26 protein-coding genes and 1 riboswitch are annotated in these 26,456 nt (G+C 61.5%); of the genes, 16 read left to right on the top strand and 10 right to left on the bottom strand.

Translation table 11 applies throughout. From position 1 onward, the window contains the following. Positions 1 to 12 precede the first annotated feature (12 nt). Entirely contained in the window at positions 13 to 411 is a 399-nt protein-coding gene (locus AB4O05_RS24650) for a DUF2177 family protein (protein WP_460134832.1), read from the top strand. Positions 412 to 609: 198 nt separating this feature from the next. Beyond that, complete coding sequence (locus tag AB4O05_RS24645; protein WP_460134833.1) at positions 610 to 2,052, top strand: NCS1 family nucleobase:cation symporter-1; 1,443 nt, start codon at positions 610 to 612, stop codon at positions 2,050 to 2,052. Here AB4O05_RS24645 and AB4O05_RS24640 read toward each other — a convergent pair. Further along, entirely contained in the window at positions 1,964 to 3,172 is a 1,209-nt protein-coding gene (locus tag AB4O05_RS24640; protein WP_460134834.1) for an MFS transporter, read from the bottom strand. The genes AB4O05_RS24645 and AB4O05_RS24640 overlap by 89 nt on opposite strands. A 103-nt stretch (positions 3,173 to 3,275) precedes the next feature. Between AB4O05_RS24640 and ptrR the strand changes: the two genes are divergently transcribed. Together ptrR and AB4O05_RS24630 are read left to right on the top strand one after the other, a co-directional pair. Beyond that, a complete protein-coding gene (gene ptrR, locus AB4O05_RS24635; RefSeq protein ID WP_460134835.1) occupies positions 3,276 to 4,169 on the top strand; it encodes a putrescine utilization regulator PtrR in 894 nt (297 codons plus the stop codon). A 141-nt stretch (positions 4,170 to 4,310) separates the two neighbouring features. Continuing rightward, positions 4,311 to 4,433 carry a PA1414 family protein gene (locus AB4O05_RS24630; protein WP_003193089.1) on the top strand — a complete coding sequence of 41 codons (123 nt, stop codon included), beginning with the start codon at positions 4,311 to 4,313 and terminating at the stop codon, positions 4,431 to 4,433. A gap of 135 nt (positions 4,434 to 4,568) precedes the next feature. On the opposite strand, the gene AB4O05_RS24625 is transcribed toward AB4O05_RS24630, so the two are convergent. Genes AB4O05_RS24625 through speB form a run of 4 tightly spaced genes read right to left on the bottom strand, consistent with a single transcriptional unit; the run spans position 4,569 to position 8,896 of the window. Beyond that, positions 4,569 to 5,951 carry a sodium:solute symporter family protein gene (locus tag AB4O05_RS24625; protein WP_460134836.1) on the bottom strand — a complete coding sequence of 461 codons (1,383 nt, stop codon included), beginning with the start codon at positions 5,949 to 5,951 and terminating at the stop codon, positions 4,569 to 4,571. Positions 5,952 to 5,975: 24 nt separating this feature from the next. Continuing rightward, positions 5,976 to 7,505, bottom strand: a complete 1,530-nt coding sequence (locus AB4O05_RS24620; RefSeq protein ID WP_460134837.1) for a purine-cytosine permease family protein — start codon at positions 7,503 to 7,505, stop codon at positions 5,976 to 5,978. A gap of 21 nt (positions 7,506 to 7,526) precedes the next feature. Next, on the bottom strand, positions 7,527 to 7,946 hold the full coding sequence (locus AB4O05_RS24615) for a YybH family protein (protein ID WP_460134838.1): 420 nt from the start codon (positions 7,944 to 7,946) through the stop codon (positions 7,527 to 7,529). Then, positions 7,946 to 8,896: an agmatinase gene (gene speB / locus AB4O05_RS24610; RefSeq protein ID WP_460134839.1), complete on the bottom strand. Its 951-nt coding sequence runs from the start codon at positions 8,894 to 8,896 to the stop codon at positions 7,946 to 7,948. The genes AB4O05_RS24615 and speB overlap by 1 nt, the downstream gene beginning before the upstream one ends. A 146-nt stretch (positions 8,897 to 9,042) precedes the next feature. Between speB and AB4O05_RS24605 the strand changes: the two genes are divergently transcribed. From AB4O05_RS24605 to AB4O05_RS24575, 7 genes are all read left to right on the top strand, one after another. After that, positions 9,043 to 9,936, top strand: coding sequence for a LysR family transcriptional regulator (locus tag AB4O05_RS24605; protein ID WP_460134840.1), 894 nt, complete (start codon positions 9,043 to 9,045; stop codon positions 9,934 to 9,936). A 5-nt stretch (positions 9,937 to 9,941) separates the two neighbouring features. Continuing rightward, entirely contained in the window at positions 9,942 to 10,541 is a 600-nt protein-coding gene (locus AB4O05_RS24600) for a tRNA-uridine aminocarboxypropyltransferase (protein ID WP_460134841.1), read from the top strand. A gap of 105 nt (positions 10,542 to 10,646) precedes the next feature. Beyond that, on the top strand, positions 10,647 to 11,549 hold the full coding sequence (cysM, locus tag AB4O05_RS24595; protein WP_015885254.1) for a cysteine synthase CysM: 903 nt from the start codon (positions 10,647 to 10,649) through the stop codon (positions 11,547 to 11,549). Beyond that, positions 11,549 to 12,901 carry a 23S rRNA (uracil(1939)-C(5))-methyltransferase RlmD gene (gene rlmD, locus AB4O05_RS24590; RefSeq protein WP_460134842.1) on the top strand — a complete coding sequence of 451 codons (1,353 nt, stop codon included), beginning with the start codon at positions 11,549 to 11,551 and terminating at the stop codon, positions 12,899 to 12,901. The genes cysM and rlmD overlap by 1 nt, the downstream gene beginning before the upstream one ends. 123 nt (positions 12,902 to 13,024) lie before the next feature. Next, complete coding sequence (relA, locus tag AB4O05_RS24585; RefSeq protein WP_460134844.1) at positions 13,025 to 15,268, top strand: GTP diphosphokinase; 2,244 nt, start codon at positions 13,025 to 13,027, stop codon at positions 15,266 to 15,268. Then, a complete protein-coding gene (gene mazG, locus AB4O05_RS24580; RefSeq protein ID WP_460137490.1) occupies positions 15,268 to 16,101 on the top strand; it encodes a nucleoside triphosphate pyrophosphohydrolase in 834 nt (277 codons plus the stop codon). The genes relA and mazG overlap by 1 nt, the downstream gene beginning before the upstream one ends. Positions 16,102 to 16,126: 25 nt before the next feature. Next, positions 16,127 to 16,672: a DUF2058 domain-containing protein gene (locus AB4O05_RS24575; protein WP_460134845.1), complete on the top strand. Its 546-nt coding sequence runs from the start codon at positions 16,127 to 16,129 to the stop codon at positions 16,670 to 16,672. A gap of 118 nt (positions 16,673 to 16,790) precedes the next feature. Here the strand turns inward: AB4O05_RS24575 and AB4O05_RS24570 are convergent, their stop codons facing one another. The 4 genes from AB4O05_RS24570 to purM form a co-directional block, all read right to left on the bottom strand. Continuing rightward, positions 16,791 to 16,979, bottom strand: coding sequence for a hypothetical protein (locus tag AB4O05_RS24570; RefSeq protein WP_460134846.1), 189 nt, complete (start codon positions 16,977 to 16,979; stop codon positions 16,791 to 16,793). A 358-nt stretch (positions 16,980 to 17,337) separates the two neighbouring features. Beyond that, positions 17,338 to 18,051 (bottom strand): DUF3108 domain-containing protein, encoded by a 714-nt coding sequence (locus AB4O05_RS24565; RefSeq protein ID WP_460134847.1) that lies wholly within the window; start codon positions 18,049 to 18,051, stop codon positions 17,338 to 17,340. Positions 18,052 to 18,059: 8 nt separating this feature from the next. After that, positions 18,060 to 18,710 carry a phosphoribosylglycinamide formyltransferase gene (gene purN / locus AB4O05_RS24560; RefSeq protein ID WP_460134849.1) on the bottom strand — a complete coding sequence of 217 codons (651 nt, stop codon included), beginning with the start codon at positions 18,708 to 18,710 and terminating at the stop codon, positions 18,060 to 18,062. Next, a complete protein-coding gene (gene purM, locus AB4O05_RS24555) occupies positions 18,710 to 19,768 on the bottom strand; it encodes a phosphoribosylformylglycinamidine cyclo-ligase (RefSeq protein ID WP_460134850.1) in 1,059 nt (352 codons plus the stop codon). The genes purN and purM overlap by 1 nt, the downstream gene beginning before the upstream one ends. A gap of 344 nt (positions 19,769 to 20,112) precedes the next feature. Between purM and AB4O05_RS24550 the strand changes: the two genes are divergently transcribed. The 5 genes from AB4O05_RS24550 to AB4O05_RS24530 all read left to right on the top strand — a co-directional run bounded on the left by AB4O05_RS24550 (position 20,113) and on the right by AB4O05_RS24530 (position 24,693). Continuing rightward, positions 20,113 to 21,150: a DUF2066 domain-containing protein gene (locus AB4O05_RS24550; RefSeq protein ID WP_460134851.1), complete on the top strand. Its 1,038-nt coding sequence runs from the start codon at positions 20,113 to 20,115 to the stop codon at positions 21,148 to 21,150. A 38-nt stretch (positions 21,151 to 21,188) separates the two neighbouring features. Beyond that, positions 21,189 to 22,262 carry an AI-2E family transporter gene (locus AB4O05_RS24545; RefSeq protein WP_460134852.1) on the top strand — a complete coding sequence of 358 codons (1,074 nt, stop codon included), beginning with the start codon at positions 21,189 to 21,191 and terminating at the stop codon, positions 22,260 to 22,262. A 202-nt stretch (positions 22,263 to 22,464) separates the two neighbouring features. Next, positions 22,465 to 23,169, top strand: coding sequence for a DnaA regulatory inactivator Hda (gene hda / locus AB4O05_RS24540; RefSeq protein ID WP_027603798.1), 705 nt, complete (start codon positions 22,465 to 22,467; stop codon positions 23,167 to 23,169). A 213-nt stretch (positions 23,170 to 23,382) separates the two neighbouring features. Beyond that, positions 23,383 to 24,012, top strand: a complete 630-nt coding sequence (locus AB4O05_RS24535; RefSeq protein ID WP_460134853.1) for a C40 family peptidase — start codon at positions 23,383 to 23,385, stop codon at positions 24,010 to 24,012. A gap of 144 nt (positions 24,013 to 24,156) precedes the next feature. Then, complete coding sequence (locus tag AB4O05_RS24530) at positions 24,157 to 24,693, top strand: C40 family peptidase (RefSeq protein WP_460134854.1); 537 nt, start codon at positions 24,157 to 24,159, stop codon at positions 24,691 to 24,693. A gap of 82 nt (positions 24,694 to 24,775) precedes the next feature. Here the strand turns inward: AB4O05_RS24530 and AB4O05_RS24525 are convergent, their stop codons facing one another. Further along, entirely contained in the window at positions 24,776 to 26,089 is a 1,314-nt protein-coding gene (locus tag AB4O05_RS24525; RefSeq protein ID WP_460134855.1) for a PQQ-dependent sugar dehydrogenase, read from the bottom strand. A gap of 99 nt (positions 26,090 to 26,188) precedes the next feature. After that, a riboswitch (cobalamin riboswitch) is annotated at positions 26,189 to 26,434 on the top strand. Positions 26,435 to 26,456 lie beyond the last annotated feature (22 nt).

The following is a 26,456-nucleotide window of genomic DNA, read 5'->3' as shown; positions in this document are numbered from 1 at the left end:
GAGGCAGCCTCCATGACCCGCAAAACCCTGTTTGCCTACCTCGGCACCTTGTTCGCCTTTCTGGTGCTGGACGGCCTTTGGCTTGGCGTCCTCATGGGGCCGACCTACGCGTCGCTGTTGGGCCCGCTGATGCTCGATCAGCCACGCCTTTTGCCCGCAGCGCTGTTCTATCTCTTGTATGCAGTCGGTTGCCTGGTGTTCGTGGTCTTGCCCAGCGCCAGCTGGCAGCGCGCGGCGCGTATGGGGGCGTTACTCGGCCTGGTGGCTTACGGCACCTATGACCTGAGCAATTGGGCGACTTTGCAAGGTTGGCCCGCCGTTTTGGCCGTGATGGACATGGCGTGGGGGACCTTGCTGACCGCCGCGTGCTGCACGCTGGGTTACTTGTGTGCACAACGGGTGCACCGTTGATTGTGTACAGGATTGAGCTGCACCGTTGCTGAGCATTGTCCCCGCTACCCAGTTGCCCTGAACGCCTTTGCGACCCCGTTATAGAGGGATTGTGTGCCATTGGCACGTATTCTGCTGACTTTCTCGTATACAAATCATGCCGCCTTCCGTATGCATCCTGTTGCGGGAGCGCAGGCCGGTATTTCGAGGAGCCCAGCGATGACCGAACAATTGCCCAAAGGCTACAGCCCGCGTCTGTACAACCAGGACCTGGGCCCACTGCCGCAAAAGTGGACCTGGTACAACATTTTCGCTTTCTGGATGAGCGACGTGCACAGCGTTGGCGGCTACGTGTTTGCCGCCAGTTTGTTCGCCCTGGGGCTGGCCAGTTGGCAAGTGTTGATCGCCTTGCTCGCGGGTATTTGCATCGTGCAGTTGATTGCCAACCTGGTGGCCAAGCCCAGCCAGCAGGCCGCCGTACCGTACCCGGTGATCTGCCGGCTGGCGTTTGGCGTGTTCGGTGCGAATATCCCCGCGGTGATTCGCGGGCTGATCGCCGTGGCCTGGTACGGCATTCAGACCTACCTGGCGTCGAGTGCCTTGATCATTGTGGTGTTGCGCTTTTTCCCACAGATGGCGGTGTATGCAGAGCCGCATTTTGCGGGCCTGTCCTACCTGGGCTGGTTTGGTTTCCTTAGCTTGTGGGTGTTGCAAGCCGCGGTGTTCTGGGCTGGCATGGAGTCCATTCGACGCTTTATCGATTGGGCCGGGCCGGTGGTGTACGCAGTGATGTTCGCGTTGGCCGGTTGGATTGTGTGGAAGGCCGGTTGGGCGAACATCAGCTTTACTCTGTCGGAAAAATCCCTGTCGGGCTGGCAGGCGTTCGGCCAAGTGATAGTGGCCACGGCGTTGGTGGTGTCGTACTTTTCCGGGCCGACGCTGAATTTCGGTGATTTCAGCCGCTACTGCCGCAGCATGCAGGACGTGCGACGCGGCAATTTCTGGGGGCTGCCGGTGAATTTCCTGGCGTTCTCGCTGGTTACCGTCGTTATTGTCTCGGGCACCTTGCCGGTGTTTGGCGAAATGCTCCATGACCCGATCGCCACCGTTTCACGCATCGACAACAACATGGCGGTGTTGCTGGGCGCCTTCGCTTTTGTGACTGCCACCATTGGCATCAACATTGTCGCCAACTTCGTGTCCCCTGCGTTTGACTTTGCCAACGTCGCGCCGAGCAAAATCAGCTGGCGTGCCGGCGGCATGATTGCCGCCGTGGCCTCGGTCTTTATCACACCGTGGAACCTGTTCAACAACCCGCTGATGATTCACTACACCCTGGACATTCTTGCGGCGTTTATCGGGCCGTTGTTCGGCATTCTGTTGGTGGATTTCTACCTGATCAAAAAACAGAAGATCGACGTGGATGCCCTGTTCGACGACAGCCCGAACGGGCGCTACTACTTCGACGGCGGCGTGAACTGGACGGCCGTCAAGGCACTGGTGCCCGCGACCCTGGTGGGCGTCGCGATCACCTTCACCCCGGCGTTGCAGGGCATGGCCAACTTTGCCTGGTTTACCGGGTGCTTCCTGGGTGGGCTGTTTTTCCTGATGCTGGCACGGCGCGAGCAGGTTCGCGCGCCGGCTCCGTTGGCCGCGAGCTGACCACCACCCCTCCCGCCACTAACAGCCCTGCGCCGGCGATCAGCAACGCCGGTTGCAGGCCGCCGCTCAAGTGGCTGCTGGCCGATGCCAGCAAGGGCCCGCTCAGTTGGCCAATGGCGAAACTGGCGGTGAGCAGCCCGGTGTTGCGCTGGTAACCGTTGGGCGCGACTTCACGCAAGCGCGCCATCACCAATTGCATGCACGCCAGGAACGACCCACCGCACAGCAATACCCCCAGCGCCAGACCCCATCCATTCCCCAGCAAACAGGCGAACACCCCGGCCGCCTGCAGCCACAACGTGGTCATCAACCAGCGGCGGGTGGTGTGCGGATCCTTGCGACGCAGGCTTGCGACGCCTACACCGAGCGCTGCCGCAAGACCAAAGCATGGCCAGAACAGGTCGGCCTGCCAGGCCCCGTGGAACTGCGCGGTGGCCATCTGTGACAGGAACGTCGCCGGAATGATGTAGCCCACGCCATACAGCACGTAGATCCAGCACAGGTGGGTGATGCTGCCGTTGCTGGCCGTGTCGGCGTGGCTGGCAGCAGGCGCGGTGACGGCGGAAGGCTGGGGCAAGAAAGGCAAGATTGCCAGCAGCATCACCAGTGCCACCACACCGTAGATCAGCCACAGCGTTGCAGAGCTTTGGCCCCACAGGTTGGCGCCCAACGCCAGCAACCCGGTCAACAGAATCCCCAGCCCCGGCCCGGCAAATACCAGCGCCCCCAGGCGTGGGCGCCCGGCGGCAAGTGCCAGCGGCTGGCTCAGGCTGGTGACCATCACCAGCACCCAGGCACTGGCCACGCCGGTGCCGAAGCGCAGCAACAGATGCGACCAGAAACCGTGGGCCCAGTACGACGCCAGGGTCAGCAGCACACACAGCCATAGCCCACCATACAGGCGGCCCCGGACATGGTGATGGCTGCGGGCAAAAATCGAATCCACTGCACCCACGAAGTAGCCCAGGTAATTGGCGGCGGCAATCAGCCCGGCGCCGGTCAGGTCGATCTGTCCTTCACTGAGCAAGTGCGGCATTTGCGGGGTGAGGGCGAAGCGGCCAATGCCCATGGCCATCATCAGGGCGACAAAGCTGGCGAGTAAACGAATCAGGGGTGACATGGTGGGTGTCCTGCAAGGTGGCGAATGACCTGCAGGCTAAAGCTGATTGAATTTCTGTAAAAATGAATAATAGTGAGTAACTTATTCAGTTTTGGAGAAAGGTATGGAGTTCAGTCAATTGCGTATTTTCCAGGCCGTGGCGCAAGAGGGCTCCATCACCCGTGCGGCCGAGCGCTTGCACCGCGTGCCATCAAACCTGTCGACCCGGCTCAAGCAGATGGAAGAGCAGCTCGGCGTGGAGCTGTTCGTGCGCGAACGCCAGCGCTTGCAACTGTCTCCGGCAGGCAAGGTGTTGCTGGACTACTGCACCCGTCTGCTGGCGCTGCACGACGAAGCCCACAGCGCGGTGCAAGGCGGGCAACCCGCCGGCGATTTCGTGTTGGGCAGCATGTACAGCACGGCGGCGGTGCATTTGCCGAAGCTGCTGGCGCGTTATCACAAGGCTTACCCGATGGTGAATTTGCAGGTGCAGTCGGCCCCCAGTGGCGAGCTGCTGGAAGGGCTGATCACCGGGCGTTTGGACGCGGCGCTGGTGGACGGCCCACTGACCATCGCCTCGCTGGACGGCGTGCAGTTATGCGAAGAAAACCTGGTGCTGATCTGCGAAGCCGACCACCCGCCTGTACGCGGGCCCCAGGACGTTGCCGGTCGCGCCGTGTTCACGTTCCGACGCAGTTGTGCCTACCGCGCACGCCTGGAAACCTGGTTTTCCCACGAGCGCGTGGCCATGGGCCGTGCGATTGAGATCGAGTCCTACCAAGGCATGTTGGCCTGTGTGATCGCCGGTTCAGGCGTGGCCTTGATGTCCGAATCGATGCTCGACGCCCTTCCGGGCAAGGACAGCGTGTCCGTTCATCCGTTGACTGGGCCATTTGCTACTGCGACCACCTGGCTGATGTGGCGAAAGGGTATGCTCGGCGCTAACCTCAATGCGTGGATCGACCTGCAACAAGAGGGCCGGGCGGCGATCGTGAAAGATACCCGCGCCAGCGCCTGATCGATGCGTCAGCATTTGGATGAATTCAGTAATAGTTCGTTGTGGTTTCGTTCAAGCAATATGTAGGACTTAGGGCTACTATCAGTGTAGGAAAAGGCGACAGAATTCCGCCTAACCGTACTACCCTCAAAGGGGGCAATCATGAAAGAGAAAATCCAGAACTGGCTCCATGACCTCGGCGTAGCGCTGGGTTTGATTGAGCCACCGCTGCAGCCTGTGCCGATTCGTACGGACGATGAGCAGCGCCGCCCACGTCGCAGATAGCGCCTGATTGCGCTCAAGCCCTGTGTTTGAGCGCGGCGTTCACCCAACCGCAGGCTGAGTGCGGTGGGTGTTGTGCAAGGCAAAAAAAACGGGCACGGCATCCGACGTCGCACCCGCTGAAGAAACCGCTCTGAATCAAACCGCCCGAGCTGCCGCTTGCTCCGGCCGGCGCGACAACCAACTCACCCCTGCAAAACTGACCAGCCCCACCGCCAGGCTGTAGTAGATCGGTGTGTTTGCATCCAGCCCATCCTTGAACATGAACACCAACGCGGTCACAAAGCCCAGGATCATGGAGGTGATTGCCCCCGAAGTCGTTGCACGCTTCCAGAAAATCGCACCGATCAAGGGGATCAGCATGCCGCCCACCAACAGGTTATAGGCCAGTGTCAGCGCGCTGATCACATCGTTGACCACCAGGGCGATACCCAGCACGGCAGTGCCAGTCAGCAACGTGAACAGGCGGTTGAGGCTCAGGTTCGACTGCTTGCCACCGCGCAAACGCGGCAACAGGTCTTCGGTCAGCACAGTGGAGGCGGCCAGCAAACCGGCGCTGGCGGTGGACATCATCGCGGCCAGGGCAGCGGCAATCACCAGGCCACGAATGCCGTCCGGCAGCGAGGCTTTGACGATGGCGGCAAAGGCGTTGTTGACGTTGTCCAGGTCGGGAATCAGCACATGGGCCGCCATGCCGATCAAGGCACAGGCCAGGCCATAGAGGATGCAGTAGAAACCGGCGAACGTACCTGCGTACCGGGCGACCTTCTCGTCGCGGGCGGTGAACACCCGTTGCCAGATGTCCTGGCCGATCAGGATGCCGAAGAAGTAAATCATGAAGTAGGTGATGATCGTGTCCCAGCCGATCGCGGTGAAGCTGAAGCTCGACGCTGGCAGCTTGGCCACCAGTTCATCCCAGCCGCCGACGCGGTACAGGCAGATCGGCAGCAGGATAAACATCAGGCCGACGGTCTTGATCACGAATTGCACGATGTCTGTAAGGGTCAGTGACCACATGCCGCCGATGGTCGAGTAGGCCACCACCACACCACCGCCGAGCAGCACCGAGACCCAGAACGGCAGGCCGAACAGCACTTGCAGCACGGTGCCGATGGCCAGGATCGAGGTCACGGCGATCATCAGCGCGTAGGCCAGCATGATCACCGCACTGGCCTGGCGGGCCATGGGGTTGTAGCGCTTTTCCAGGACCTGGGTGACGGTGAATATCTTCAATTTGAGCAGCGGCTTGGCCAGGAACAGGTTCAGGGCGATGATTCCTGCCCCCAGCGCGGCGCACAGCCAGAAGCCGGAGATGCCATGCACATAACCCAGGCGCACGGTGCCCACGGTGGAGGCACCGCCCAATACCGTGGCGGCCATGGTGCCCATGTACAGCGACGGGCCCAGGTTGCGGCCGGCCACCAGGTAGTCTTCGTGGGTCTTGGCGCGGCGCATGCCGTAATAGCCGAGCACGAGCATGCCGGCGGCGTAGAGGAGTACGACGAATAAATCCAAAGCCATGACGGCAGGTCTCCGATTATTGATTTAGCCGGCAGGCGAGCTTGTGGTGGCAGGGGCGCTTGTCGAATCGTCGCACCGTCCCGTTGGGTTGCGAGGCAGCCCTTTGGGGCCATAAACCGAAGCCGGTTCCGGGAACATGCGAAGCAAGCTCAGGTACACCACCGAGGCCAGCCCCAGTGTTACTGGCAGGCTGATATCGATGCCGGCGGCCAGGTTGCCCAGCGGGCCGACAAACTGCCCCGGCAAGTTGACGAAGCACAGGCCCACCAGCGCGCTCGGGATCCACGCCCCAAGCCCGCGCCAGTTCCAGCCATGGCTGAACCAGTAGCGCCCGCCGGTTTCACCGCGAGTGAACACCTGCAAATCATCCGGGCAGTAGAACCCTCGGCGCACGATCAGGCCGATGATCATCATCACCATCCATGGCGTGGTGCAGGTGATGATCAGCACGGCAAAGGTCGACACGCTCTGCACCAGGTTGGCGGCGAAACGTCCGATGAAGATGAAGGCAATCGACATCACCCCGATCAGTAGCGTGGCCTTGACCCGCGACAGCAGGCGCGGGAACACGCTGGACATGTCCAGTCCGGTGCCATACAGCGCGGTGGTGCCGGTGGACATGCCGCCGATCACCGCGATCAGGCACACCGGCAGGAAGAACCAGGTGGGCGCCACCGCCAGCAGACCGCCGACGTAGTTGTTGGCCGTGATGTAGTCCGGCGCCTTGATCGCCACGATGGTCGCGGTGGCCAGGCCGAACAGGAATGGGATCAACGTGGCGATTTGTGCCGCAACCACGGCCAGCATGATGCGCACTTTCGGCGTTTCACGCGGGATATAGCGCGACCAGTCACCGAGGAACGCGCCGAAGGAAATCGGATTGCTCATGGCCACCAGCGCCGCGCCGATAAACGCCGCCCAGAAGCCGCTCTGGCCGAGGGCCACGCTGCCCGCGAAGTGGCTGTCGAAAGCCGGTGCGAAGGCGAAGATTCCCAGCAGGAACAGCAGGCTCGCCGCCCATACCGCAATGCGGTTGACCCACAGCATGAAACGAAAGCCGTAGATGCACACCGTCAGTACCAGCAGGGCGAATACGCCGTAGGCCAGGCCCAGGGTCAGGTCGGTTTCCGGCAAGCCGATCAGCCGTTTCGCACCGCCGATTAGCGCATCGCCCGAACTCCACACTGACAGTGAGAAGAAGGCAATCGCTGTCAGCAATGACAGAAACGAGCCGACAATCCGCCCATGCACGCCGAAGTGCGCACCGGAAGACACGGCGTTGTTGGTGCCATTGATCGGCCCGAACAGGCCCATCGGCGCCAGGAACAGCGCACCCACCAGCACGCCCAGCACGATCGCCCAGACACCGGCCTGGAACGACAAGCCGAACAGCACCGGGAACGAGCCCAGCACGGCGGTGGCAAAGGTGTTGGCACCGCCGAAGATCAGGCGGAACAGGTCCTTGGGGCTGGCGGTGCGTTCGTGGTCCGGGATCTGTTCGACCCCGTTGGTTTCTATTTTGCGAATACTTTTATCGTTGTTTTTATTATTCATGATCAGCTCCGATCACATTGGCTAAGGGGGCGGCAGCCCTTCCGGCATAGCGGACAAATGTTCGTGACAGGCCAGCCATAGGCCTTGTTGTTCTGTGCGAGAGCCTTGCCGTGTGAAGACAATGGTTTCGCGTTCCTGGCTAGAAAATGACTCTCCGTTCATGCGCAGCTCGGTGGCCACGTCATGCATGAAAATCGCCATGTCACCGTGCAGGCTGACCACGGCGTTGCTTGAGGTGCAGGACAGCACCTCAAAGCCCTCGTCCCGGCGCCAGCCGTCCCACAACGCCTGGTAGGCATCGCGACTCAGCAGCGGCTGGGGGAGGGTGTAGAACACGAAGCTGGCATCGGCCGTGAACGCGTCGAAGTAGGCGGCGCGGTCATTGCAGGCGAAGGCGGCCACCAGGTCGGCGGCGGCCTTCAACACCTCATGGGCGCTCATCAGCGGTGCGCCACGCCGGGCAGTACGCAGAGCATCTCGTACAGCAGGTTGGCGCCGAGCAGCGAGGTGTTGCCGGTGGTGTCGTAGGGCGGCGAAACTTCCACCAGATCGCAACCAATCAAGTCGAGGCCCTGGCAGCCACGGATGATCTCGATCGCCTGGATAGTGGTCAGCCCGCCGATTTCCGGGGTGCCGGTGCCGGGCGCCCAGGCCGGGTCGATACCATCGATATCAAAGCTGAGGTACACCGGGCCGCCGCCGACTTTTTCCCGCACTTCGGCCATCAGCGGTGCGAGGGAGTGATGCCAGCATTCTTCGGCCTGGACCACACGAAAGCCCTGTTTGCGGCTCCAGTTGAAGTCTTCGGCGGTGTAGCCCTGGGCCCGCAGGCCGATCTGCACCACGCGGTCGCAGTCGAGCAAACCCTCTTCCACGGCGCGGCGGAAGGTGGTGCCGTGGGCGATTTTCTCGCCGAACATATGGTCGTTGACGTCGGCGTGGGCATCGATGTGCACCAGCCCGACCTTGCCGTGTTTCTTGTGGATCGCCCGCAGGATCGGCAGGGTGATAGTGTGGTCGCCCCCCAGGGTCATGGGGATCACACCGTGCTCGAGGATTTCGTCGTAGGCTTGTTCGATGATGCGCACGGCGTCCAGCAGGTTGAAGGTGTTGATTGCCACGTCGCCGATGTCGGCCACCGACAGCGAGTCGAACGGCGCGGCGCCGGTGGCCATGTTGTACGGGCGGATCATCACCGACTCGGCGCGGATTTCACGTGGCCCGAAGCGGGTGCCGGCGCGCAGCGAGGTGCCGATGTCCAGGGGCACGCCGATGAAGGCGGCGTCCAGCCCCTTGGCCGATTGCAAGTGGGGAAGGCGCATCATGGTGGCGATGCCGGCGAAGCGCGGCATTTCGTTGCCGCCCAGTGGTTGGTGGTAAATCTTGTCCACGGGAGTGCCTCATCGTTGTGTTTATCAGGGGCCGATTCTGCGAAAAGCGAAGAACGGGAAGAATCGGCAGGGGCAAATACTTAGTTCAGAATTTTCTAAACTAATGCAGGCGGGTAGACTGCTCGGATCAACACCCGGAGCCGACCATGGCCAACGCCTTGCCCGACCTGAAACTCCTGCGCATCTTCGTCAGCGTCGTGCGCCACCAAGGGTTCGCCAACGCCCAGCACGAACTCAACCTGTCCACCTCGGCGATCAGCACCTATATGAGCCAGCTGGAGTCGGCGTTGGGCCTGGTGCTGTGCCATCGCGGCCGGGGTGGTTTCAGCCTGACCAGCAAGGGGGAGTTGTTCCATCAGGAAACCCTGCGCCTGCTCGCTGAGCTGGAGGGCTTCGAGCAATACGCCGCCGCGCTCAAGGGCGAGCTGCGCGGTACGCTCAAGCTGGGCGTGCTCGATTCCACCGTCAGTGACAAGGCCTTGCCGTTCGCCGAAGTGATCGGCGCCTACAGCCTGGAACACCCGGCGGTACACTTGCATTTGTCGGTGATGAGCCCCTACGAACTGCAACTCGGCGTACAGGACAACCGCCTGGACCTGGCCATCGGTGCCTTTTCCAATCGCATGAGCGGCCTGATCTACATGCCGCTGTACCGCGAACAGCACTGGTTGTATTGCAGCAGTCGCCACCCGCTGTTCAACGAGCGGCGCATCCCTGAACAAGTGATCACCCAGCAACGCATGGTCGGGCGCGGCTACTGGAGCCAGGCCGAGCTGGCGCGCCATGGTTTCAAGCACAGCGCCGCCACGGTGGAAAGCATGGAGGCACAGCTGATCCTGGTGCTGTCCGGTGCCTATGTCGGCTACCTCCCGGAGCACTACGCCCAGGCCTGGGCCGACAAGGGCGACCTGCGCGTGTTGCTGCCGGCGACCTTCGGCTACCAGGCGCCATTCTCGATGATCATGCGCCGGGGCCGCAGCCGCGAACCGCTGATCCAGACCTTCCGCGACTTACTCAAAGCCCAGCTCAACCAGGCCTGAAAACCATGTCCAGACCCCAATGCTCCCGCTGTCTCAGGCCCGCCACCCATTGCCTGTGCGCGCTGATCCCCAGCCTCGACAGCCGCACCCGCGTGTTGCTGTTGCAGCACCCGAGCGAGGTCAACCATGCCCTTAATACCGCGCGGTTGGCGGCGTTGGGGCTGAACAATGCGCAGTTGCTGGTGGGTGAGGTGTTCGATGACCTGGCCACGTTATTGAATCCGCCTGGCTATCAGGCGCGGCTGCTGTTTCCGGCTGACGACGCCCAGCCACTGCAAGCCTATGTGTCCGACGACCAGCCATTGTTATTGGTGGTGCCCGATGGCACCTGGCGCAAGGCGCGCAAACTGTTGCACCTCAATCCGCTGCTGGCGGCGTTACCACGGGTGACCTTGGCCGACGGCGGTGTCTCGCGCTACCGGCTGCGCAAGGCACCGGCCCCTGGAGCCCTGTCGACGCTGGAGGCCATTGTGCAGGCGCTGCAGGTGCTGGAAGCCCCGGCCTCGTTTGAGCGGTTGCTTAATCCCTTCGACGCGCTGATTGAAGGCCAGATTGCCGCGATGGGGGAGGAGGTGTTTCAACGCAACCATGGCAACGTGACCTAAATGCTGCTTATTCCTTTAAGCCATAAGTACCGTACTTTGCGTGATATGGCCCGCCGACCTTTCCCGGTATGATGTTCGCCCCGCAGTCTGGATTGCGAATACGCCATGACCCTGCAGTACCCTACAATCGCCGACTGCGTCGGCAACACGCCCCTGGTCCGCTTGCAACGCATGGCGGGTGAGACCAGCAATACCCTGTTGCTCAAGCTCGAAGGGAACAACCCGGCCGGTTCGGTAAAAGACCGTCCGGCGTTGTCGATGATCACCCGCGCCGAGTTGCGCGGGCAGATCAAGCCCGGCGACACCCTGATCGAAGCCACCTCGGGTAACACCGGGATCGCCCTGGCCATGGCCGCGGCGATCAAGGGTTACAAGATGGTGCTGATCATGCCCGACAACGGCAGCGCCGAGCGCAAGGCGGCGATGACCGCCTATGGCGCCGAACTGGTGCTGGTGACCCAGGAAGAAGGCATGGAGGGCGCCCGCGACCTCGCCGAGCGCATGGCCGCCGAAGGCCGTGGCCAGGTGCTGGACCAGTTTGCCAACGGCGATAACCCCGAGGCGCACTACACCACCACCGGCCCGGAAATCTGGCGCCAGACCCAGGGCACCATCACCCATTTCGTCAGCTCCATGGGCACCACGGGCACCATCATGGGCAACTCGCGCTACCTCAAGGAGCAGAACCCGGCGATCCAGATCGTCGGCCTGCAACCGATGGAAGGCGCGGCCATCCCAGGTATTCGCCGCTGGCCCGAAGAGTATTTGCCGAAGATCTACAACGCTACGCGCGTGGATCGCATCATCGACATGGCCCAGCGTGAGGCCGAAGACACCACGCGCCGCCTGGCCCGTGAAGAAGGCATCTTCTGCGGCGTCTCCTCCGGCGGTGCCGTGGCGGGTATGTTGCGTTTGTCCAAGGAAGTGGAAAACGCGGTGATCGTCGCGATCATCTGTGACCGAGGCGACCGTTACCTGTCGACCGGCATTTTCGACGAACCCAACTGATGGCCAAGCACGAGAGAGGCCTGCGCTTCCAACCGACGGGCGGCAGCCGGGCCCCGCAGATTCCAGTAGGCAAGAAACAGCGCCTGACCATCGAGCGCCTGGCTAACGACGGCCGTGGCATCGTGTTTTTTGAAGGCCGTACCTGGTTCGTCAACGGCGCCTTGGCTGGCGAAGAAGTCGAAGCGCGGGTGCTGGGGGCCCATGGCAAAGTAGTCGAGGCGCGCACCGAGCGGGTGTTCAAGGCCAGCCCGTTGCGCCGCCCGGCACCGTGCGCGCACGTCGGCCGCTGTGGCGGTTGCAGCGTGCAGCACTTGCCCCATGACGAACAACTCGCCCTGAAACAGCGCATGCTCGCCGAGCAACTGTCCCGTGTGGCCGGTATCGAGCCGCAGGAGTGGGCGGCACCGCTGAGCGGGCCGGAGTTCGGTTATCGGCGTCGCGCCCGCATTGCCGTGCGGTGGGACGCCAAGGCCAAGCATCTTGAGGTCGGCTTTCGCGCCGTGTCCAGCCAGGACATCGTCGCCATCGACGATTGCCCCGTGCTGGTACAGGCCTTGCAACCGATCATGCAGCGTCTGCCGACTATGTTGCGACGCTTGAGCAAACCTCAGGCGTTGGGGCATGTGGAACTGTTCAGTGGCACCTCCATCGCCGTGCTGCTACGGCATATGGCGCCGCTGTCCGACGCGGACCTGCACGTATTGACGGAATTCTGCGCCTTCCATGAAGCCCAGTTGTGGTTGCAGGGCGAGGGACGGCCGGAGCCCGTGGCGCCCGATCAGGCCCTGGGTTTTCGCCTGGATGCATGGGATCTGGAACTGGCGTACCGGCCAGGAGATTTTGTGCAGGTCAACGCCGGGGTCAACCAGGCGATGGTTGCCCAGGCCCTGGAATGGCTGGCGCCGCAGCCCGATGAGCGAGTGCTGGACCTGTTTTGCGGGCTGGGCAACTTTGCCCTGCCACTGGCTCGCCAGGCGCGCGAAGTGGTGGCGGTGGAGGGCGTACAGACCATGGTGGACCGGGCGGCGCACAATGCCGTCAGCAATAATTTGCATAATGTGCAGTTTTTTCAGGCCGATTTGTCTCAGCCTTTGACTGACGCGGAATGGGCCAAACAGGGCTTTTCTGCGGTACTCTTGGACCCACCCCGCGAGGGTGCCCATGAGGTGGTGCGCAAGCTCGCCACTCTGGGGGCCAAGCGCCTGGTGTATGTGTCCTGCAACCCGGCCACGCTGGCGCGGGACACGGTTGAGTTGGTCAAGCAAGGCTACCGGCTAAAACGGGCCGGGATCCTCGACATGTTTCCGCAGACAGCGCATGTCGAGGCCATGGCGTTATTTGAAGCGGGCTAGGATGCCCGTTTAATCCGACTGGCCTGCGTTCTCCAAGGCCTATGACCTGCCACGGAGCTCGCAGTAAAAAGGTCGGCGATGATTTTGGCGCATCGAAGGTGCGTCGTAGGGAAGGTAAGCAAGATGGTACAGGTGAGAGCACACCAGCCGATCAACACCGACGGCAGTATCAATCTCGAGGCATGGCTGGATCATGCCATCAGTGTCGACCCGGCACTGGACCGTGAAGCCTTGAAAGCAGCCTGCGAGTTCGCTCGTGAGTCTGAGCAGCAAGACAATGCGGCCAAGAACCTGTGGGCCGAAGGCACTTCCAGCTTTCGCACGGGCCTTGAGATCGCCGAGATTCTCGCCGATCTCAAGCTGGACCAGGATTCACTGATCGCCGCCGTGCTCTATCGCGGCGTGCGCGAAGGGCATATCCCGTTGGCCACCGTTGGCCAGCGCTTCGGCTCCGTGGTAGCCAAGCTGATCGACGGCGTGCTGCGCATGGCCGCCATCAGCGCCAGCCTCAGCCCGCGCCAGTCCATGGTGCTGGGCACCCAGGGCCAGGTGGAAAACCTGCGCAAGATGCTGGTGGCGATGGTCGACGACGTACGCGTCGCGCTGATCAAGCTGGCCGAGCGCACCTGCGCGATCCGCGCGGTCAAGACCGCCGACGACGAAAAACGTAACCGCGTCGCCCGCGAAGTCTTCGACATCTATGCGCCCCTGGCGCACCGCCTGGGTATCGGCCATATCAAGTGGGAGCTGGAGGACTTGTCCTTTCGCTACCTCGAACCCGATCAATACAAACAGATTGCCACGCTGCTGCATGAGCGCCGGCTCGACCGCGAGCGCTTTATCACCGATGTGATGGGCCAGTTGCGCGCCGAGTTGCAAGCTACCGGCGTCGATGCCGACATCAGCGGCCGCGCCAAGCATATCTATTCCATCTGGCGCAAAATGCAGCGCAAGGGCCTGGCGTTCAGCCAGATCTACGATGTGCGTGCGGTGCGCGTGCTGGTGCCGGAAATGCGCGACTGCTACACCGCGCTGGGCATCGTGCACACCCTGTGGCGGCACATTCCCAAGGAGTTCGACGACTACATCGCCAACCCCAAGGAAAACGGCTATCGCTCGCTGCACACCGCGGTGATCGGCCCCGAGGGCAAGGTGCTGGAAGTGCAGATCCGCACCCACGCCATGCACGAAGAGGCGGAACTGGGCGTGTGCGCGCACTGGCGCTACAAAGGCACCGACGTCAAGGCCGGGTCCAACCAGTACGAGGAGAAAATCTCCTGGTTGCGCCAAGTGCTGGAATGGCACGAAGAACTCGGCGACATCGGCGGCCTGGCCGAACAACTGCGGGTGGATATCGAGCCGGACCGAGTCTACATCTTCACCCCCGACGGCCACGCCATCGACCTGCCCAAGGGCGCCACGCCGCTGGACTTCGCCTACCGCGTGCACACCGAGATCGGCCATAACTGCCGGGGCGCCAAGATCAACGGGCGCATCGTGCCGCTCAACTACAGCCTGCAAACCGGCGAACAGGTCGAGATCATCACCAGCAAACACGGCACGCCAAGCCGCGACTGGCTGAACCCGAACCTTGGCTACATCACCACCTCGCGGGCGCGGGCCAAGATCGTGCACTGGTTCAAGTTGCAGGCGCGCGACCAGAACGTCGCTGCCGGCAAGACCCTGCTCGAACGAGAACTGGCGCGCCTGGGCCTGCCTCAGGTGGACTTCGACAAGCTGGCCGAAAAGGCCAATATGAAGATCGCCGAAGACATGTTCGCCGCCCTCGGTGCCGGCGACCTGCGCCTGGCGCAACTGGTCAACCTGGCCCAGCAACTGGTCGAGCCGGAGCGCGGCAACGAACAACTGGAACTGATCCCGCGCAAAGCCACCGGCTACAAGCCCGGCAAGCGCGGCGATATCCAGATCCAGGGCGTGGGTAACCTGCTGACGCAAATCGCCGGGTGCTGCCAGCCGCTGCCGGGCGACGCGATCGTTGGCTACATCACCCAGGGCCGTGGCGTGAGCATTCACCGCCAGGACTGTGCCTCGGTGCTGCAACTGGGCGGGCGCGAGCCGGAGCGGATCATCCAGGTCAGTTGGGGGCCGGTGCCGGTGCTCACCTACCCGGTGGACATCATCATCCGTGCCTACGACCGTTCCGGCTTGTTGCGTGACGTGTCGCAGGTGCTGCTCAATGAGCGGATCAACGTGCTGGCGGTCAACACCCGCTCGAACAAAGAGGACAACACCGCGTTAATGTCCTTGACCATCGAGATCCCGGGGCTGGACGCATTGGGGCGGTTGCTGGGGCGCATTTCCCAGTTGCCGAACATCATCGAGACACGGCGTAATCGCACACCATGATGTATTCGCTTGAAGACCTGCTGCACCTGATGAATCGCCTGCGGGACCCGCAATACGGGTGCCCGTGGGACATCAAGCAGACCTACGCGACCATTGTCCCGCACACCCTGGAAGAAGCCTACGAAGTCGCCGATGCCATCGAGCGCGGCGACTTCGAGCACCTGCAAGGTGAACTGGGCGACCTGCTGTTCCAGGTGGTGTATTACAGCCAGCTGGCGCGCGAAGAAGGGCGCTTTGAATTTGCCGGGGTGATCGACAGCATCACGCGCAAGCTGATCCGGCGCCATCCCCATGTGTTCCCAACCGGCGATCTGTACGCACCGCTGGATGTCCCGCAGTTGAGCGAAGAGCAAGTCAAAGAGCGCTGGGAACAGATCAAGGCCGAGGAGCGTGCGCAGAAATCCGACGCGCCGCAGCAACTCTCCCTGCTCGATGATGTGCCCACCGCTTTGCCGTCGTTGTCCCGTGCTGCCAAATTGCAAAAACGCGCCAGCCAGGTCGGTTTCGACTGGCCGTCGGCCTTGCCGGTGGTGGATAACGTGCGCGAAGAGCTGGATGAAGTGCTCGAAGCCATGGCCGATAACGATGCGGTGGCCATCGCCGATGAAGTCGGCGACCTGCTGTTCGCGGCGGTCAACCTGGCTCGTCACCTCAAGGTCGACCCGGAAACCGCGCTGCGTGGCGCCAATGCCAAGTTCGAACGACGCTTCCGATTTATCGAACAGGCATTGCGCGACACCCAGCGTCCCATGGAAGATTGCACCCTCGAAGAGTTGGACGCCCTATGGGGTGAAGCCAAACGCCAGGAAAAGAATGTGTCCAGCTGCGGTTGAGCAGTTGCCTAAGTGAGTAAGCACCATGAGCCTTTCCCTTCGCGACCAGTTGCTCAAAGCAGGTCTGGTCAACCAAAAGCAGGCCAAGCAGGTCGGCAAAGAGAAACAGAAACAGCAGCGCCTGGTCCATAAGGGCCAGATCGAGGCGGATGATACCCAGGCACGCCTGGCCGCCGAGGCGAAAGCCGAGAAGGTCAAGCGCGACCAGGAACTGAACCGCCAGCAGCAGGAAAAAGCCGAGGCCAAGGCCCGTACCGCCCAGGTCAAGCAACTGATCGAAACCTCGCGCCTGCCCAAGCTGACCACCGAGGACTACTACAATTTCGTGGATGACAAGAAGGTCAAGCGCCTGTCGGTCAACACGCTGATGCGCAACAAGCTGAGCAACGGCTCCCTGGCGATCGTGCACCACGGTGGCGGTTATGAGGTGATCCCGCGTGAAGCGGCGCTGAAGATCCAGGAGCGCGCACCGGAGCGTATTGTGCAGCTCAATATCCTGACGGAAAGCCAGGTACCGGATGAGGACGATCCGTATGCGGCCTACCAGATCCCTGATGACCTGATGTGGTAAGGCGTTAGAAGCCCTTTTTCTACGCCCCGAAAACCAACAAACCCCGCTCAAAAGGCGGGGTTTGTATCTTCAGATACCGTGCTCCATGGTGGGCTCGGTGCCTGAATCCTACGAATATTCAGGAGCTTTGTGCCTGGCGTTGCTGTTCGAGGGTTTCCAGCTCGTTTTTATAACTATGGGCATCGCTCTCATTGTGGAACATGCCGACCAGCAGGTCTTGTTGGTGTACGTCCCAGATATGAATCCCATGGCCCAAAGCTTCGTGGGACATGTGTGCATCGTCGCGTTCAGTTACTTTTACAGTCATCTGCTTGCTCCAATCTCTGGTGGATCTGCGGCAAGTCGTCGCAGGCCTTTGTTATATGTTTTGTTAGCTTGCTACGTAAACGGGTTCTGCGTGCAACGGTTCATTGCAGAAAATGCAACAATGCTGCAAGCCCCGAAAACCGCGGCATTGCGTTGCAAGGGGGCGAGTTTTATGACAAAGGTTTCATGTTCAAATCAGGCGTTATCACGGTATTGACCCTGCTATCGCCCCACATTGGGAGCACGACTCAAATGTGGGAGCGGGCTTGCCCGCGAAGGCGGCAGAAGCTTGAACACAGAACCACCAGACGAAAAAAAGCCCCGCATTCAGCGAGGCTCTTGTTCAGCTCATCCGTGCATCAGCTGCCTTTGACAGGCTTGCCGTCAACGGTACCGTCTTGCAACATGATGTTGTATTCCTTGCCGTCGGTTTCTACCTGACGCAATGCGACCAGGATGCCGCCCTGGTCCTTGGCAAACCACATCTCGGTGATGCGCTTGCTTTGGGTTGGATCACGCACGCGCTCGACCTTGATCGCATCGATGGAGCCGACCTTGGTCTGCACCTTATCAGGACCGATCACGCGGAAGTCGTAGATATCGACGTCAGTGCCTTCAACCACGTTGTAGCTCATGCTCTTCTTGCCGGCCGCCACGTCGCGCTGCAGCGCCAATTGGTAGGTCGACTTGTCGAGCATGCCGCTTTGCAGGGGCACGTTGACCGCATCCTTGTTTTCAAACCCGGTGACTTTCTTGGCGCTCTGGTCGAAGTCGAGGTTGATCTTCTTGGCCTTGCCCAGGCCGCCGCGTTCGAAGGTATAGCTCTTGGGTTGCAGGGTGTCCTTGTCAAACAGGATCACGCTGGTTTCGGTCAGGCTGGCGATCATCATGGACGCCTTGAAATTCAAGGTCCAGGTGCCGTCGCCATTCTTGGTCAGGCTGCGTTCAGCCGAACCACTCATGGGCAACTGTTTCCAGTCGGCGGTGTAGCTGACGGAGAAGGGGTGAAGGTCTGCCGCTTGCACGGCAGGCAAGGCAAACAGAGCAAAAGCGAAGAGCAAGGCGCGACGCATAAAATCTCCTAGGTTCGAATCAAGTGGCCGCTGGCCGCGAGTAATTGACCGTCCAATAATGCACCCTGGTCGCCCAGAATCAACCGGCCCTCGGCAAACCAGCGCACAGCCAGCGGGTAAATCCTGTGTTCTTGGGTATGAACCCGTTGCGCAAGCGTCTGCGCCGAGTCGTCAGACTCTACCGGAACCACTGCCTGTACGACCAGAGGCCCGCCATCGAGTTCCTCGGTGACGAAGTGCACGCTGCAGCCATGCTCGCTGTCGCCCGCATCAAGCGCGCGTTGGTGCGTGTGCATGCCTTTGTATTTGGGCAGCAGGGAAGGGTGGATATTGAGCAGGCGCCCGGTGTAGTGGCGTACGAAGTCAGCGCTGAGAATGCGCATGAAACCGGCCAGTACCACGAGTTTGGGGTTGAACGCGTCGATCAGTTCGATCAAGGCGGCATCGAAGGCCTCGCGGCCTTCGAACGCCTTGTGATCCAGCGAACGGGTTTCGATACCCGCATCGCTGGCACGTTGCAGGCCGTAGGCGTCGCTGCGGTTGGAGATCACCGCAGCAATGCGCACCGGGCTGTCGCAGGTCAGCGTGCTGTCGATCAGGGCCTGCAAGTTGCTGCCGGTGCCGGAGAGCAGCACCACGACATCACAGGTCTGAGGCATCAGTGAGCCTTGAGGTTCTTCAGTTCAACCTGGGCCGCGCCTTCTGGCGCGTTGGCGATCTGACCGATGACCCAAGGCTGCTCGCCAGCCTCACGCAAAACGTTCAGCGCGGTTTCAACGTGTTCTTGCGCCACGCAGATGACCATGCCCACGCCGCAGTTCAGCACGCGGTGCATTTCGGTTTCGTTGACGTTGCCTTTCTCTTGCAGCCAGTCGAAGACCGCAGGACGCTGCCAGCTGGCCACGTCGACAATCGCCTGGGCGCCTTTTGGCAGGACGCGCGGGATGTTGTCCAGCAGGCCGCCACCGGTGATGTGGGCCATGGCCTTGACCGCGCCAGTGTCCTTGATCAGCTTGAGCAGTGGCTTGACGTAGATGCGGGTCGGGGCCATCAGCAGGTCGGTCAGTGGCTTGCCGTCGAGCTGGATGTTCTCGATGTCGGCACCGGACACTTCGATGATCTTGCGGATCAGCGAGTAGCCGTTGGAGTGCGGGCCGGACGATGGCAGGGCGAGCAAGGCGTCACCGGCTGCCACTTTGGAACCGTCGATGATCTCGGCTTTTTCTACGACACCGACGCAGAAACCGGCCAGGTCATAGTCTTCGCCTTCGTACATGCCCGGCATTTCAGCGGTTTCGCCGCCGACCAGGGAGCAACCCGACAATTCGCAGCCGGCGCCAATGCCGGTCACGACCTGGGTGGCGGTCTCGACGTTGAGCTTGCCGGTGGCGTAGTAGTCCAGGAAGAACAACGGCTCGGCGCCGCAGACCACCAGGTCGTTGACGCACATCGCAACCAGGTCGATGCCAATGCTGTCGTGCTTGTTCAGGTTCAGCGCCAGGCGTAGCTTGGTGCCCACGCCGTCGGTGCCGGAGACCAGCACAGGCTGTTTGTAGCCGGCCGGGATTTCGCAGAGGGCACCAAAACCGCCCAGGCCGCCCATGACTTCGGGGCGCGCAGTGCGCTTGGCGACGCTCTTGATGCGTTCGACCAATGCTTCACCGGCGTCGATGTCTACACCGGCGTCCTTGTAGCTCAGGGAGGGTTGCTTGCTCATGATCCAGGCCTTTAGGGGGGATTTCTGGGTAACGACCGAGCGGGCAGGCACTTTTGGTAAAAGCCCCAGCCGTTGACGGTCTGCGAAGGCGCGCGATTTTATCAGGCTTGAGGGGCAGCGGCCATCCTCGGGCCGACGGGCAGGGGTATATGGGCTTAAAAAAATGCTAATCGGCTCGGCTTTGCCGCGTATTAAGGTATAGCCTTGAACTCGCTATCGTTATGACAGTGCGAAAACTTACCGAGACCCTGTGAATGTTTTATCGGTGGGCGTGGTCACAGCCTTGCCAAATCGAGTTCGCGCGGTCTGTTCCAGCCGCTAAATTTGTCGTTCGGGAATCTTCCATGCGTCTGTGTAAATTCTTCTTTGTAGGCTGCTTGTCGTTGGTCAGCCTGGCGAGTCATGCCGAAACCCTCAATGGCCTGTATCAAGTGCTCGAGCCCGTCAACAGCCAATCGCCGCAGGAGCGCGACCAGGCGACCCAGCGAGCGGTGCAAACCCTGGTGATCCGCCTGACCGGCGACGCCAAGGCCGCCGAAGGCCCGGGCCTGGCGGCAATTCGCAAGGACCCGCAACAAATCATCACACAATACGGCTACGACGCCGGCCCACCCGAGAGCCTGCAAGTGGACTTCGACCCGGTCAGCACCGATCGTGCCTTGCGTGACGCGGGCCTGGCGATCTGGGGCAGTAATCGGCCGTCGATCCTTGGCTGGTGGCTGAACGATTCCACCGAAGGCAGCAGCCTGGTGGGCGACGGTCAGACCGTTGCCCCAGCGTTGCGCCGCGCGGCTCAACACCGTGGCTTGCCGTTGCGCCTGCCGATGGGCGACCTGGACGAACAGGTGGTTGCCACGGCGTCAAACCTGGAAAGCGCCGACGCCACGCCGTTGCGCGCCGCCTCCGAGCGCTACGGCGCCGACGCCTTGCTGGCGGTCCATGCGCGCCAGGACGGCAGCCAGTGGCAGGCCAAGTGGCGCCTGTGGCTGGGTGACAAGAGCGAGCAGGGCACCGCGCAGGGGGCCGACACGGGTGCGGTGGCGGATGCCGTGATGCTGGCGGTCAGCGAAAAGCTGGCGCCGCGTTTTGCGGTCAAGCCGGGTGTCAGTACTGAACAATTGCTGGAGGTGCAGGGGATGAACCTGGAGCGCTACGCCGCGCTGGGCCGTCTGCTTGAGCCGTTTGGCGCCCAGCCGCAGCGGGTGGATGGCGATCGCATTGTGTATCGCGTCCACGGCAGTGCAGATCAGTTGCGGACCCAACTGAGCCTGGCGAAGTTGCAGGAGGTGCCGGCGGGCGAGGCACCTGCGCCGCAACCCGTGGCCGAAGGCACACAACCGGCCGCTCCTGAACCTCAGGCGCAACTGCGGTTTCGTTGGTAACAACAGTTCTTCCTTATATAGAAGCAATGGAGTGGTGTATGGCGGATACGCGTCGTTGGGTGTGGCTTGGCGGGATTGTCCTGCTGTGCGTGTTTGTGTTCCTGCTGCATTCGATCCTGACGCCGTTCCTGGTAGCGTTGCTGCTCGCCTATCTGTTCGACCCGGTGGTGGATCGCCTGGAGAAAGCCGGGCTGTCACGTACCTTGGGGGTGGTGGCGGTATTTGCGCTGTTCAGCTTGATCGTCACCGCGCTGGTGCTGGTGCTGGTGCCGATGCTGGCCAAGCAGCTGTTTCGCCTTTATGAATTGGCGCCGCAAATGCTCGACTGGCTGCAGCACACGGCGATGCCGTGGGCCCAGGCCAAGCTGGGGTTGGCGGACGGCTTCTGGAAGTTCGATAAGGTCAAGGCGGCGATCAGCGAGCATATGGGCCAGACCACCGACATCGTCGGTGTGGTGCTCAGCCAGGCCACGGCATCCAGCCTGGCACTGATCGGCTGGCTGACCAACCTGGTGCTGATCCCGGTGGTAGCGTTCTACTTGCTGCGGGACTGGGACATCATGATGGCCAAGATCCGTAGCCTGCTGCCGCGTGATCGCGAGGCGCGCATCGTCTCCCTGGCTGGCGAGTGTCATGAGGTGCTGGGCGCCTTCGTGCGTGGCCAGTTGCTGGTGATGCTGGCGCTGGGGGTTATCTACGCCGCCGGCCTGATGGCCATCGGCCTGGAGCTGGGGCTGTTGATCGGCCTGATCGCGGGGCTGGCCGCCATCGTGCCGTATATGGGGTTCGTGATTGGTATCGGTGCGGCGCTGGTGGCCGGGTTGTTCCAGTTTGGCGGCGACCTGTACCCGATGCTGGGGATTGTCGCGGTGTTCATGGTGGGCCAGGCGCTGGAGGGCATGGTGCTGACGCCATTGCTGGTGGGTGACCGGATTGGCCTGCACCCCGTGGCGGTGATCTTTGCGATCCTGGCGGGCGGTGAGTTGTTTGGCTTTACCGGCATCCTGCTGGCGCTGCCGGTGGCGGCGGTGATCATGGTGCTGGTGCGCCATGTGCACGATCTGTACAAGGATTCCGAGGTGTACACGGGTATTGAAGACCCCGAGCTGTAATCGCTCGGTCACAAACCCGGCTTCGGCCGGGTTTGTAGTTTATGGCCCGTGCCGTCAAACAATTTGCGCGAAACCGGCAAGTTAACGCAAACCTTTGATTTTGCTTGTGGTCTGCTGCATTGTGCGCCCGGCGTCACGGGTATAAACTTTGCAAACTTTACACAGAGGCCACTAACGGTTCGATGGGAGCCGTTCAGTCAGCATGAAACCGATTCAGCTGCCCTTGGGTGTGCGTCTGCGTGATGACGCCACCTTTATCAATTACTACCCAGGCGCCAATGCCGCTGCACTCGGCTATGTCGAGCGGCTCTGCGAAGCCGACGCCGGGTGGACTGAAAGCCTGATCTATCTGTGGGGCAAGCACGGCGTGGGGCGTACCCACCTGTTGCAGGCCGCCTGCCTGCGCTTCGAGCAAATGGGCGAGCCAGCGGTGTATCTGCCCCTGGCCGAGTTGATGGACCGCGGTATCGGGATTTTCGACAACCTGGAGCAATACGAACTGGTGTGTCTGGACGACCTGCAAGCGGTCGCCGGCAAGGCGGATTGGGAAGAGGCGCTGTTTCATCTGTTCAACCGCTTGCGCGACAGCGGCCGACGCTTGTTGATCGCCGCGTCCACCTCGCCACGTGAGCTGCCGGTCAAGCTGGCCGACCTCAAGTCGCGCCTGACCCTGGCGCTGATTTTCCAGATGCGCCCGCTGTCCGACGAAGACAAGCTGCGTGCCCTGCAACTGCGTGCGTCCCGCCGCGGCCTGCACCTTACCGACGAGGTGGGGCACTTTATTCTCACCCGTGGCACCCGCAGCATGAGCGCATTATTCGATTTGCTCGAACAGCTCGACCAAGCCTCTTTGCAGGCCCAGCGCAAGCTGACCATTCCCTTCCTTAAGGAAACCCTCGGCTGGTAGCCAAGCCTTTGCTTACGGGGCTTTCGGCAAAATACAGGCGCCATAAAACCCGCGTTTGGGCCGGTTTTGCCACGCGAAAGACGCCTAGGGGGAGTTAAGGGCTTAGATGTCAGCGTCCAAACAAGAAGTCACAAAGAGCGCGATTGAATTTGCAAATCGATGTGATAGAAGGCATAGTCTCGGCTTCTTTACACATCAGCCACGGTCGTGCCCATGCTAAATCGCTTCGCACCCCTCGTGCCTCTCGCACTCGTTACCCTGTTGTTTGGTTGCGCCTCCCACCCTCAACAGGTGGCAGAACAGCAAAAACTTCAGGTTCAAAATCAGGCTAAATTTGTTGCTGCACAGTCTGCTTCTGTTTATGAAGAAGAGGTAGCAACTGAAAAGGAACTGGCCGATTTCTCCGGCAACAAGCCTTACCAGCTTCCAGTTCTGGCCGACAGCATTCTTGAACGCGGCATGTCCCTGATCGGTACCCGTTACCGTTTCGGCGGTACCTCCGAAGCCGGTTTCGACTGCAGCGGTTTCATCGGTTACCTGTTTCGTGAAGAAGCTGGCATGAACCTGCCGCGCTCCACTCGCGAAATGATCAACGTGAAAGCACCGTTGGTCGCGCGCAACAACCTCAAGCCCGGTGATCTGCTTTTCTTCAGTACTGCAGGCCGTGGTCGTGTCAGTCACGCCGGTATCTACCTGGGTGACAACCAGTTTATCCACTCCAGCAGCCGTCGCAGTGGCGGTGTTCGAGTCGACAGCCTGGGCGACAGCTACTGGAGCAAAACCTTCATTGAAGCCAAGCGTGCACTCGCCATGGCCCCAACGACGGTTACAGCCAGTAAGTAAAGTTAAAGTGATACTTGAAGTTTGACGTGTAAGCGCTAGAATCCCTGGACATTGTTGTAATCCGTTCGCGCGAGCTTTGCTTGCGCGTTCTGGTTTTCAGCGTTCGGCAGCGATAGCCGCATCCAGACCAGGATTGTTCTGCACATGTCGACCTCAGCCCGCCTGATCCTTATTCTCTGCGCCGCGCTTATCAGCGCCTGCGCCAGCCGGCCGCCGCCCGCTCCCATTGCGGTCAAGCCCAAGCCGGTCTTCAACTATTCCAGCCAAAGTTACTCGCCTGCCGCCGAAGATGTGCTCTTTCGCGCTCTGGGCCTGGTCGGCACGCCTTATCGTTGGGGCGGCAACACGCCGGATTCGGGGTTCGATTGCAGTGGCCTGATCGGCTTTGTCTTCCGTGACGCCGCCGGCATCTCCCTGCCGCGCACCACCCGCGAACTGATCGTGATGCGTGCCCAGGATGTCAGCGAACAGAACCTGCAGACCGGCGACCTGCTGTTCTTCGCCACCGGTGGTGGCTCGCAGGTCAGCCACGCCGGGATCTACGTCGGCGAGGGGCGCTTTGTGCATGCGCCGCAGACCGGCGGTACGGTGAAGCTGGACACCTTGTCCAAGGCTTATTGGCAGAATGCCTATCTGAGCGCCAAGCGCGTGTTGCCAGCAAATCTGGCACGAAATCCCTAAAAGCAGCGATAAGCTTCAAGTTGTAAGCTGCAAGAGGGTGCACCGCCACCTTGCAGCTCCAGGCTTGAAGCTTGCGGCTTCGCTACCTAGCGGCCGACACCCGCCACACCTTGTTCCCCACATCATCCGCCACCAGCAAATCCCCCTGCTTGTCGATCACCACGCCCACCGGCCGGCCCATGGCGTTCTCATCCTTATCGAGGAACCCGGTCAGCACGTCCACCGGCTGCCCGTTAGGCTTGCCCCCCTCGAATGGTACGAAGATCACCTTGTAGCCACTGTGCGGCTTGCGGTTCCACGAACCGTGCTGGCCAATAAATGCGCCATTGCTGAACGGCGCTGGCAGTTTGCTGCCCTCGGCGAAGGTCAACCCGAGCGAAGCCGTATGCGGGCCTATCGCGTAGTCCGGCGCAATCGCCTTGGCCACCAGGCCCAGGTTCTGCGGGGTGACGCGCACGTCCACGTGTTGCCCGTAATAGCTGAACGGCCAGCCATAGAAGCCGCCGTCCTTGACCGAGGTGATGTAGTCCGGCACCAGGTCGCTGCCGATCTCGTCGCGCTCATTCACCGCCGTCCACAGTTTGCCACTCTGCGGTTCCCAGGCCATGCCATTGGGGTTGCGCAGGCCAGAGGCGAAAATGCGGTGTTGGCCGCTGGCGCGGTCGACCTCCCAGATCGCTGCGCGCCCCTGTTCCGCCTCCATTCCGTTTTCGCCCACGTTGCTGTTGGAGCCCACGCTCACATACAGCTTGCTGCCGTCCTTGCTGGCCACCACGTTTTTCGTCCAGTGATGGTTCAGCGGGCCGCCCGGCAAGTCGACGACCGTGGTGCCTGGGGCTTTGATCGCGGTTTCGCCCGGCTGATACGCAAAGCGCAGCAGCTTGTCCGAGTCGGCCACGTACAGGTCATTGCCGACCAGGGTCATGCCGAACGGCGAATTGAGGTTTTCCAGGAACACCGTGCGCGTTTCGGCGACGCCATCGTGGTCGGCATCGCGCAGCAGGGTAATGCGGTTCGGGCTTGGCACCCCGGCGCCGGCACGCCCCATGACCTTCTCCATAACCCAGCCGCGCACGCCCTTGGCGTCGTCGGGTTTGGGCGGTGCGTTGGTTTCCGCCACCAGCACATCGCCATTGGGCAGCACATACAGCCAGCGCGGGTGGTCGAGGCCCTCAGCGAACGCGGCCACTTGAGTGCCGGCGGCGGCCGTCGGTTTCGCGCCCTCGGGCCAGCCGATGGCCGGCGCGATGTTGACGGTGGGGATCAGCGTCTTGTTCGGCTCCGGCAGTTGGGGCGAAGGCCCGGTGCCCTCGGACACCTGCAAGGTGGAGCTTTCGCCGCAGGCCGTGAGGGTGCCGGCGAGCATGATCAGTAGGGCGAGTCTGGTTTTATGCATGGTGTTCTCCTTAATACCTGTAAGGGTAGAGGAGATCAGCCGTGCGTTGGTTCCAGTGCAAGGCCAGCTTTAATTGACGCTCCACCCCCAACCCACTAACCTTCGCGGCTTGTTCCAGGTGCTCTGTGACCTGTGGGTCGACAGAGTGAAACAGGGAAGCCGGTGAGTGAGCGCACTTATACACAGTGTCGCCGCGATTCCGGCGCTGCCCCCGCAACGGTAAATGAGTCAAAACGCTGCCTTTTGCCACTGTATCGCGTGCGATATGGGAAGGCGCAGCGTGGGCCTGTTCTCTCCAGAACGCCACTCATGAGCCCGGAGACCGGCCTGGCTCATTCAACAGCATCACGGTGGGCGATGCTTGGCT

The sequence above is a fragment of the Pseudomonas sp. S1_G07 genome (genome assembly GCF_054668565.1).
This window is presented reverse-complemented; position numbering and strand designations above follow the sequence as displayed.

Bases quoted from the DNA above. Each gene is read 5' to 3' on its own strand.
- AB4O05_RS24565 (WP_460134847.1), bottom strand. From the start codon at position 18,051: ATGCGTCGCGCCTTGCTCTTCGCTTTTGCTCTGTTTGCCTTGCCTGCC.
- AB4O05_RS24625 (WP_460134836.1), bottom strand. From the start codon at position 5,951: ATGGCTTTGGATTTATTCGTCGTACTCCTCTACGCCGCCGGCATGCTC.
- AB4O05_RS24525 (WP_460134855.1), bottom strand. From the start codon at position 26,089: ATGCATAAAACCAGACTCGCCCTACTGATCATGCTCGCCGGCACCCTC.
- AB4O05_RS24570 (WP_460134846.1), bottom strand. From the start codon at position 16,979: ATGACTGTAAAAGTAACTGAACGCGACGATGCACACATGTCCCACGAA.
- AB4O05_RS24630 (WP_003193089.1), top strand. From the start codon at position 4,311: ATGAAAGAGAAAATCCAGAACTGGCTCCATGACCTCGGCGTAGCGCTG.
- AB4O05_RS24650 (WP_460134832.1), top strand. From the start codon at position 13: ATGACCCGCAAAACCCTGTTTGCCTACCTCGGCACCTTGTTCGCCTTT.
- AB4O05_RS24550 (WP_460134851.1), top strand. From the start codon at position 20,113: ATGCGTCTGTGTAAATTCTTCTTTGTAGGCTGCTTGTCGTTGGTCAGC.
- purN (WP_460134849.1), bottom strand. From the start codon at position 18,710: ATGCCTCAGACCTGTGATGTCGTGGTGCTGCTCTCCGGCACCGGCAGC.
- AB4O05_RS24545 (WP_460134852.1), top strand. From the start codon at position 21,189: ATGGCGGATACGCGTCGTTGGGTGTGGCTTGGCGGGATTGTCCTGCTG.
- AB4O05_RS24645 (WP_460134833.1), top strand. From the start codon at position 610: ATGACCGAACAATTGCCCAAAGGCTACAGCCCGCGTCTGTACAACCAG.
- AB4O05_RS24600 (WP_460134841.1), top strand. From the start codon at position 9,942: ATGTCCAGACCCCAATGCTCCCGCTGTCTCAGGCCCGCCACCCATTGC.
- AB4O05_RS24535 (WP_460134853.1), top strand. From the start codon at position 23,383: ATGCTAAATCGCTTCGCACCCCTCGTGCCTCTCGCACTCGTTACCCTG.
- AB4O05_RS24620 (WP_460134837.1), bottom strand. From the start codon at position 7,505: ATGAATAATAAAAACAACGATAAAAGTATTCGCAAAATAGAAACCAAC.
- purM (WP_460134850.1), bottom strand. From the start codon at position 19,768: ATGAGCAAGCAACCCTCCCTGAGCTACAAGGACGCCGGTGTAGACATC.
- AB4O05_RS24615 (WP_460134838.1), bottom strand. From the start codon at position 7,946: ATGAGCGCCCATGAGGTGTTGAAGGCCGCCGCCGACCTGGTGGCCGCC.
- rlmD (WP_460134842.1), top strand. From the start codon at position 11,549: ATGGCCAAGCACGAGAGAGGCCTGCGCTTCCAACCGACGGGCGGCAGC.
- AB4O05_RS24640 (WP_460134834.1), bottom strand. From the start codon at position 3,172: ATGTCACCCCTGATTCGTTTACTCGCCAGCTTTGTCGCCCTGATGATG.
- mazG (WP_460137490.1), top strand. From the start codon at position 15,268: ATGTATTCGCTTGAAGACCTGCTGCACCTGATGAATCGCCTGCGGGAC.
- hda (WP_027603798.1), top strand. From the start codon at position 22,465: ATGAAACCGATTCAGCTGCCCTTGGGTGTGCGTCTGCGTGATGACGCC.
- cysM (WP_015885254.1), top strand. From the start codon at position 10,647: ATGACCCTGCAGTACCCTACAATCGCCGACTGCGTCGGCAACACGCCC.
- relA (WP_460134844.1), top strand. From the start codon at position 13,025: ATGGTACAGGTGAGAGCACACCAGCCGATCAACACCGACGGCAGTATC.
- AB4O05_RS24575 (WP_460134845.1), top strand. From the start codon at position 16,127: ATGAGCCTTTCCCTTCGCGACCAGTTGCTCAAAGCAGGTCTGGTCAAC.
- ptrR (WP_460134835.1), top strand. From the start codon at position 3,276: ATGGAGTTCAGTCAATTGCGTATTTTCCAGGCCGTGGCGCAAGAGGGC.
- AB4O05_RS24530 (WP_460134854.1), top strand. From the start codon at position 24,157: ATGTCGACCTCAGCCCGCCTGATCCTTATTCTCTGCGCCGCGCTTATC.
- AB4O05_RS24605 (WP_460134840.1), top strand. From the start codon at position 9,043: ATGGCCAACGCCTTGCCCGACCTGAAACTCCTGCGCATCTTCGTCAGC.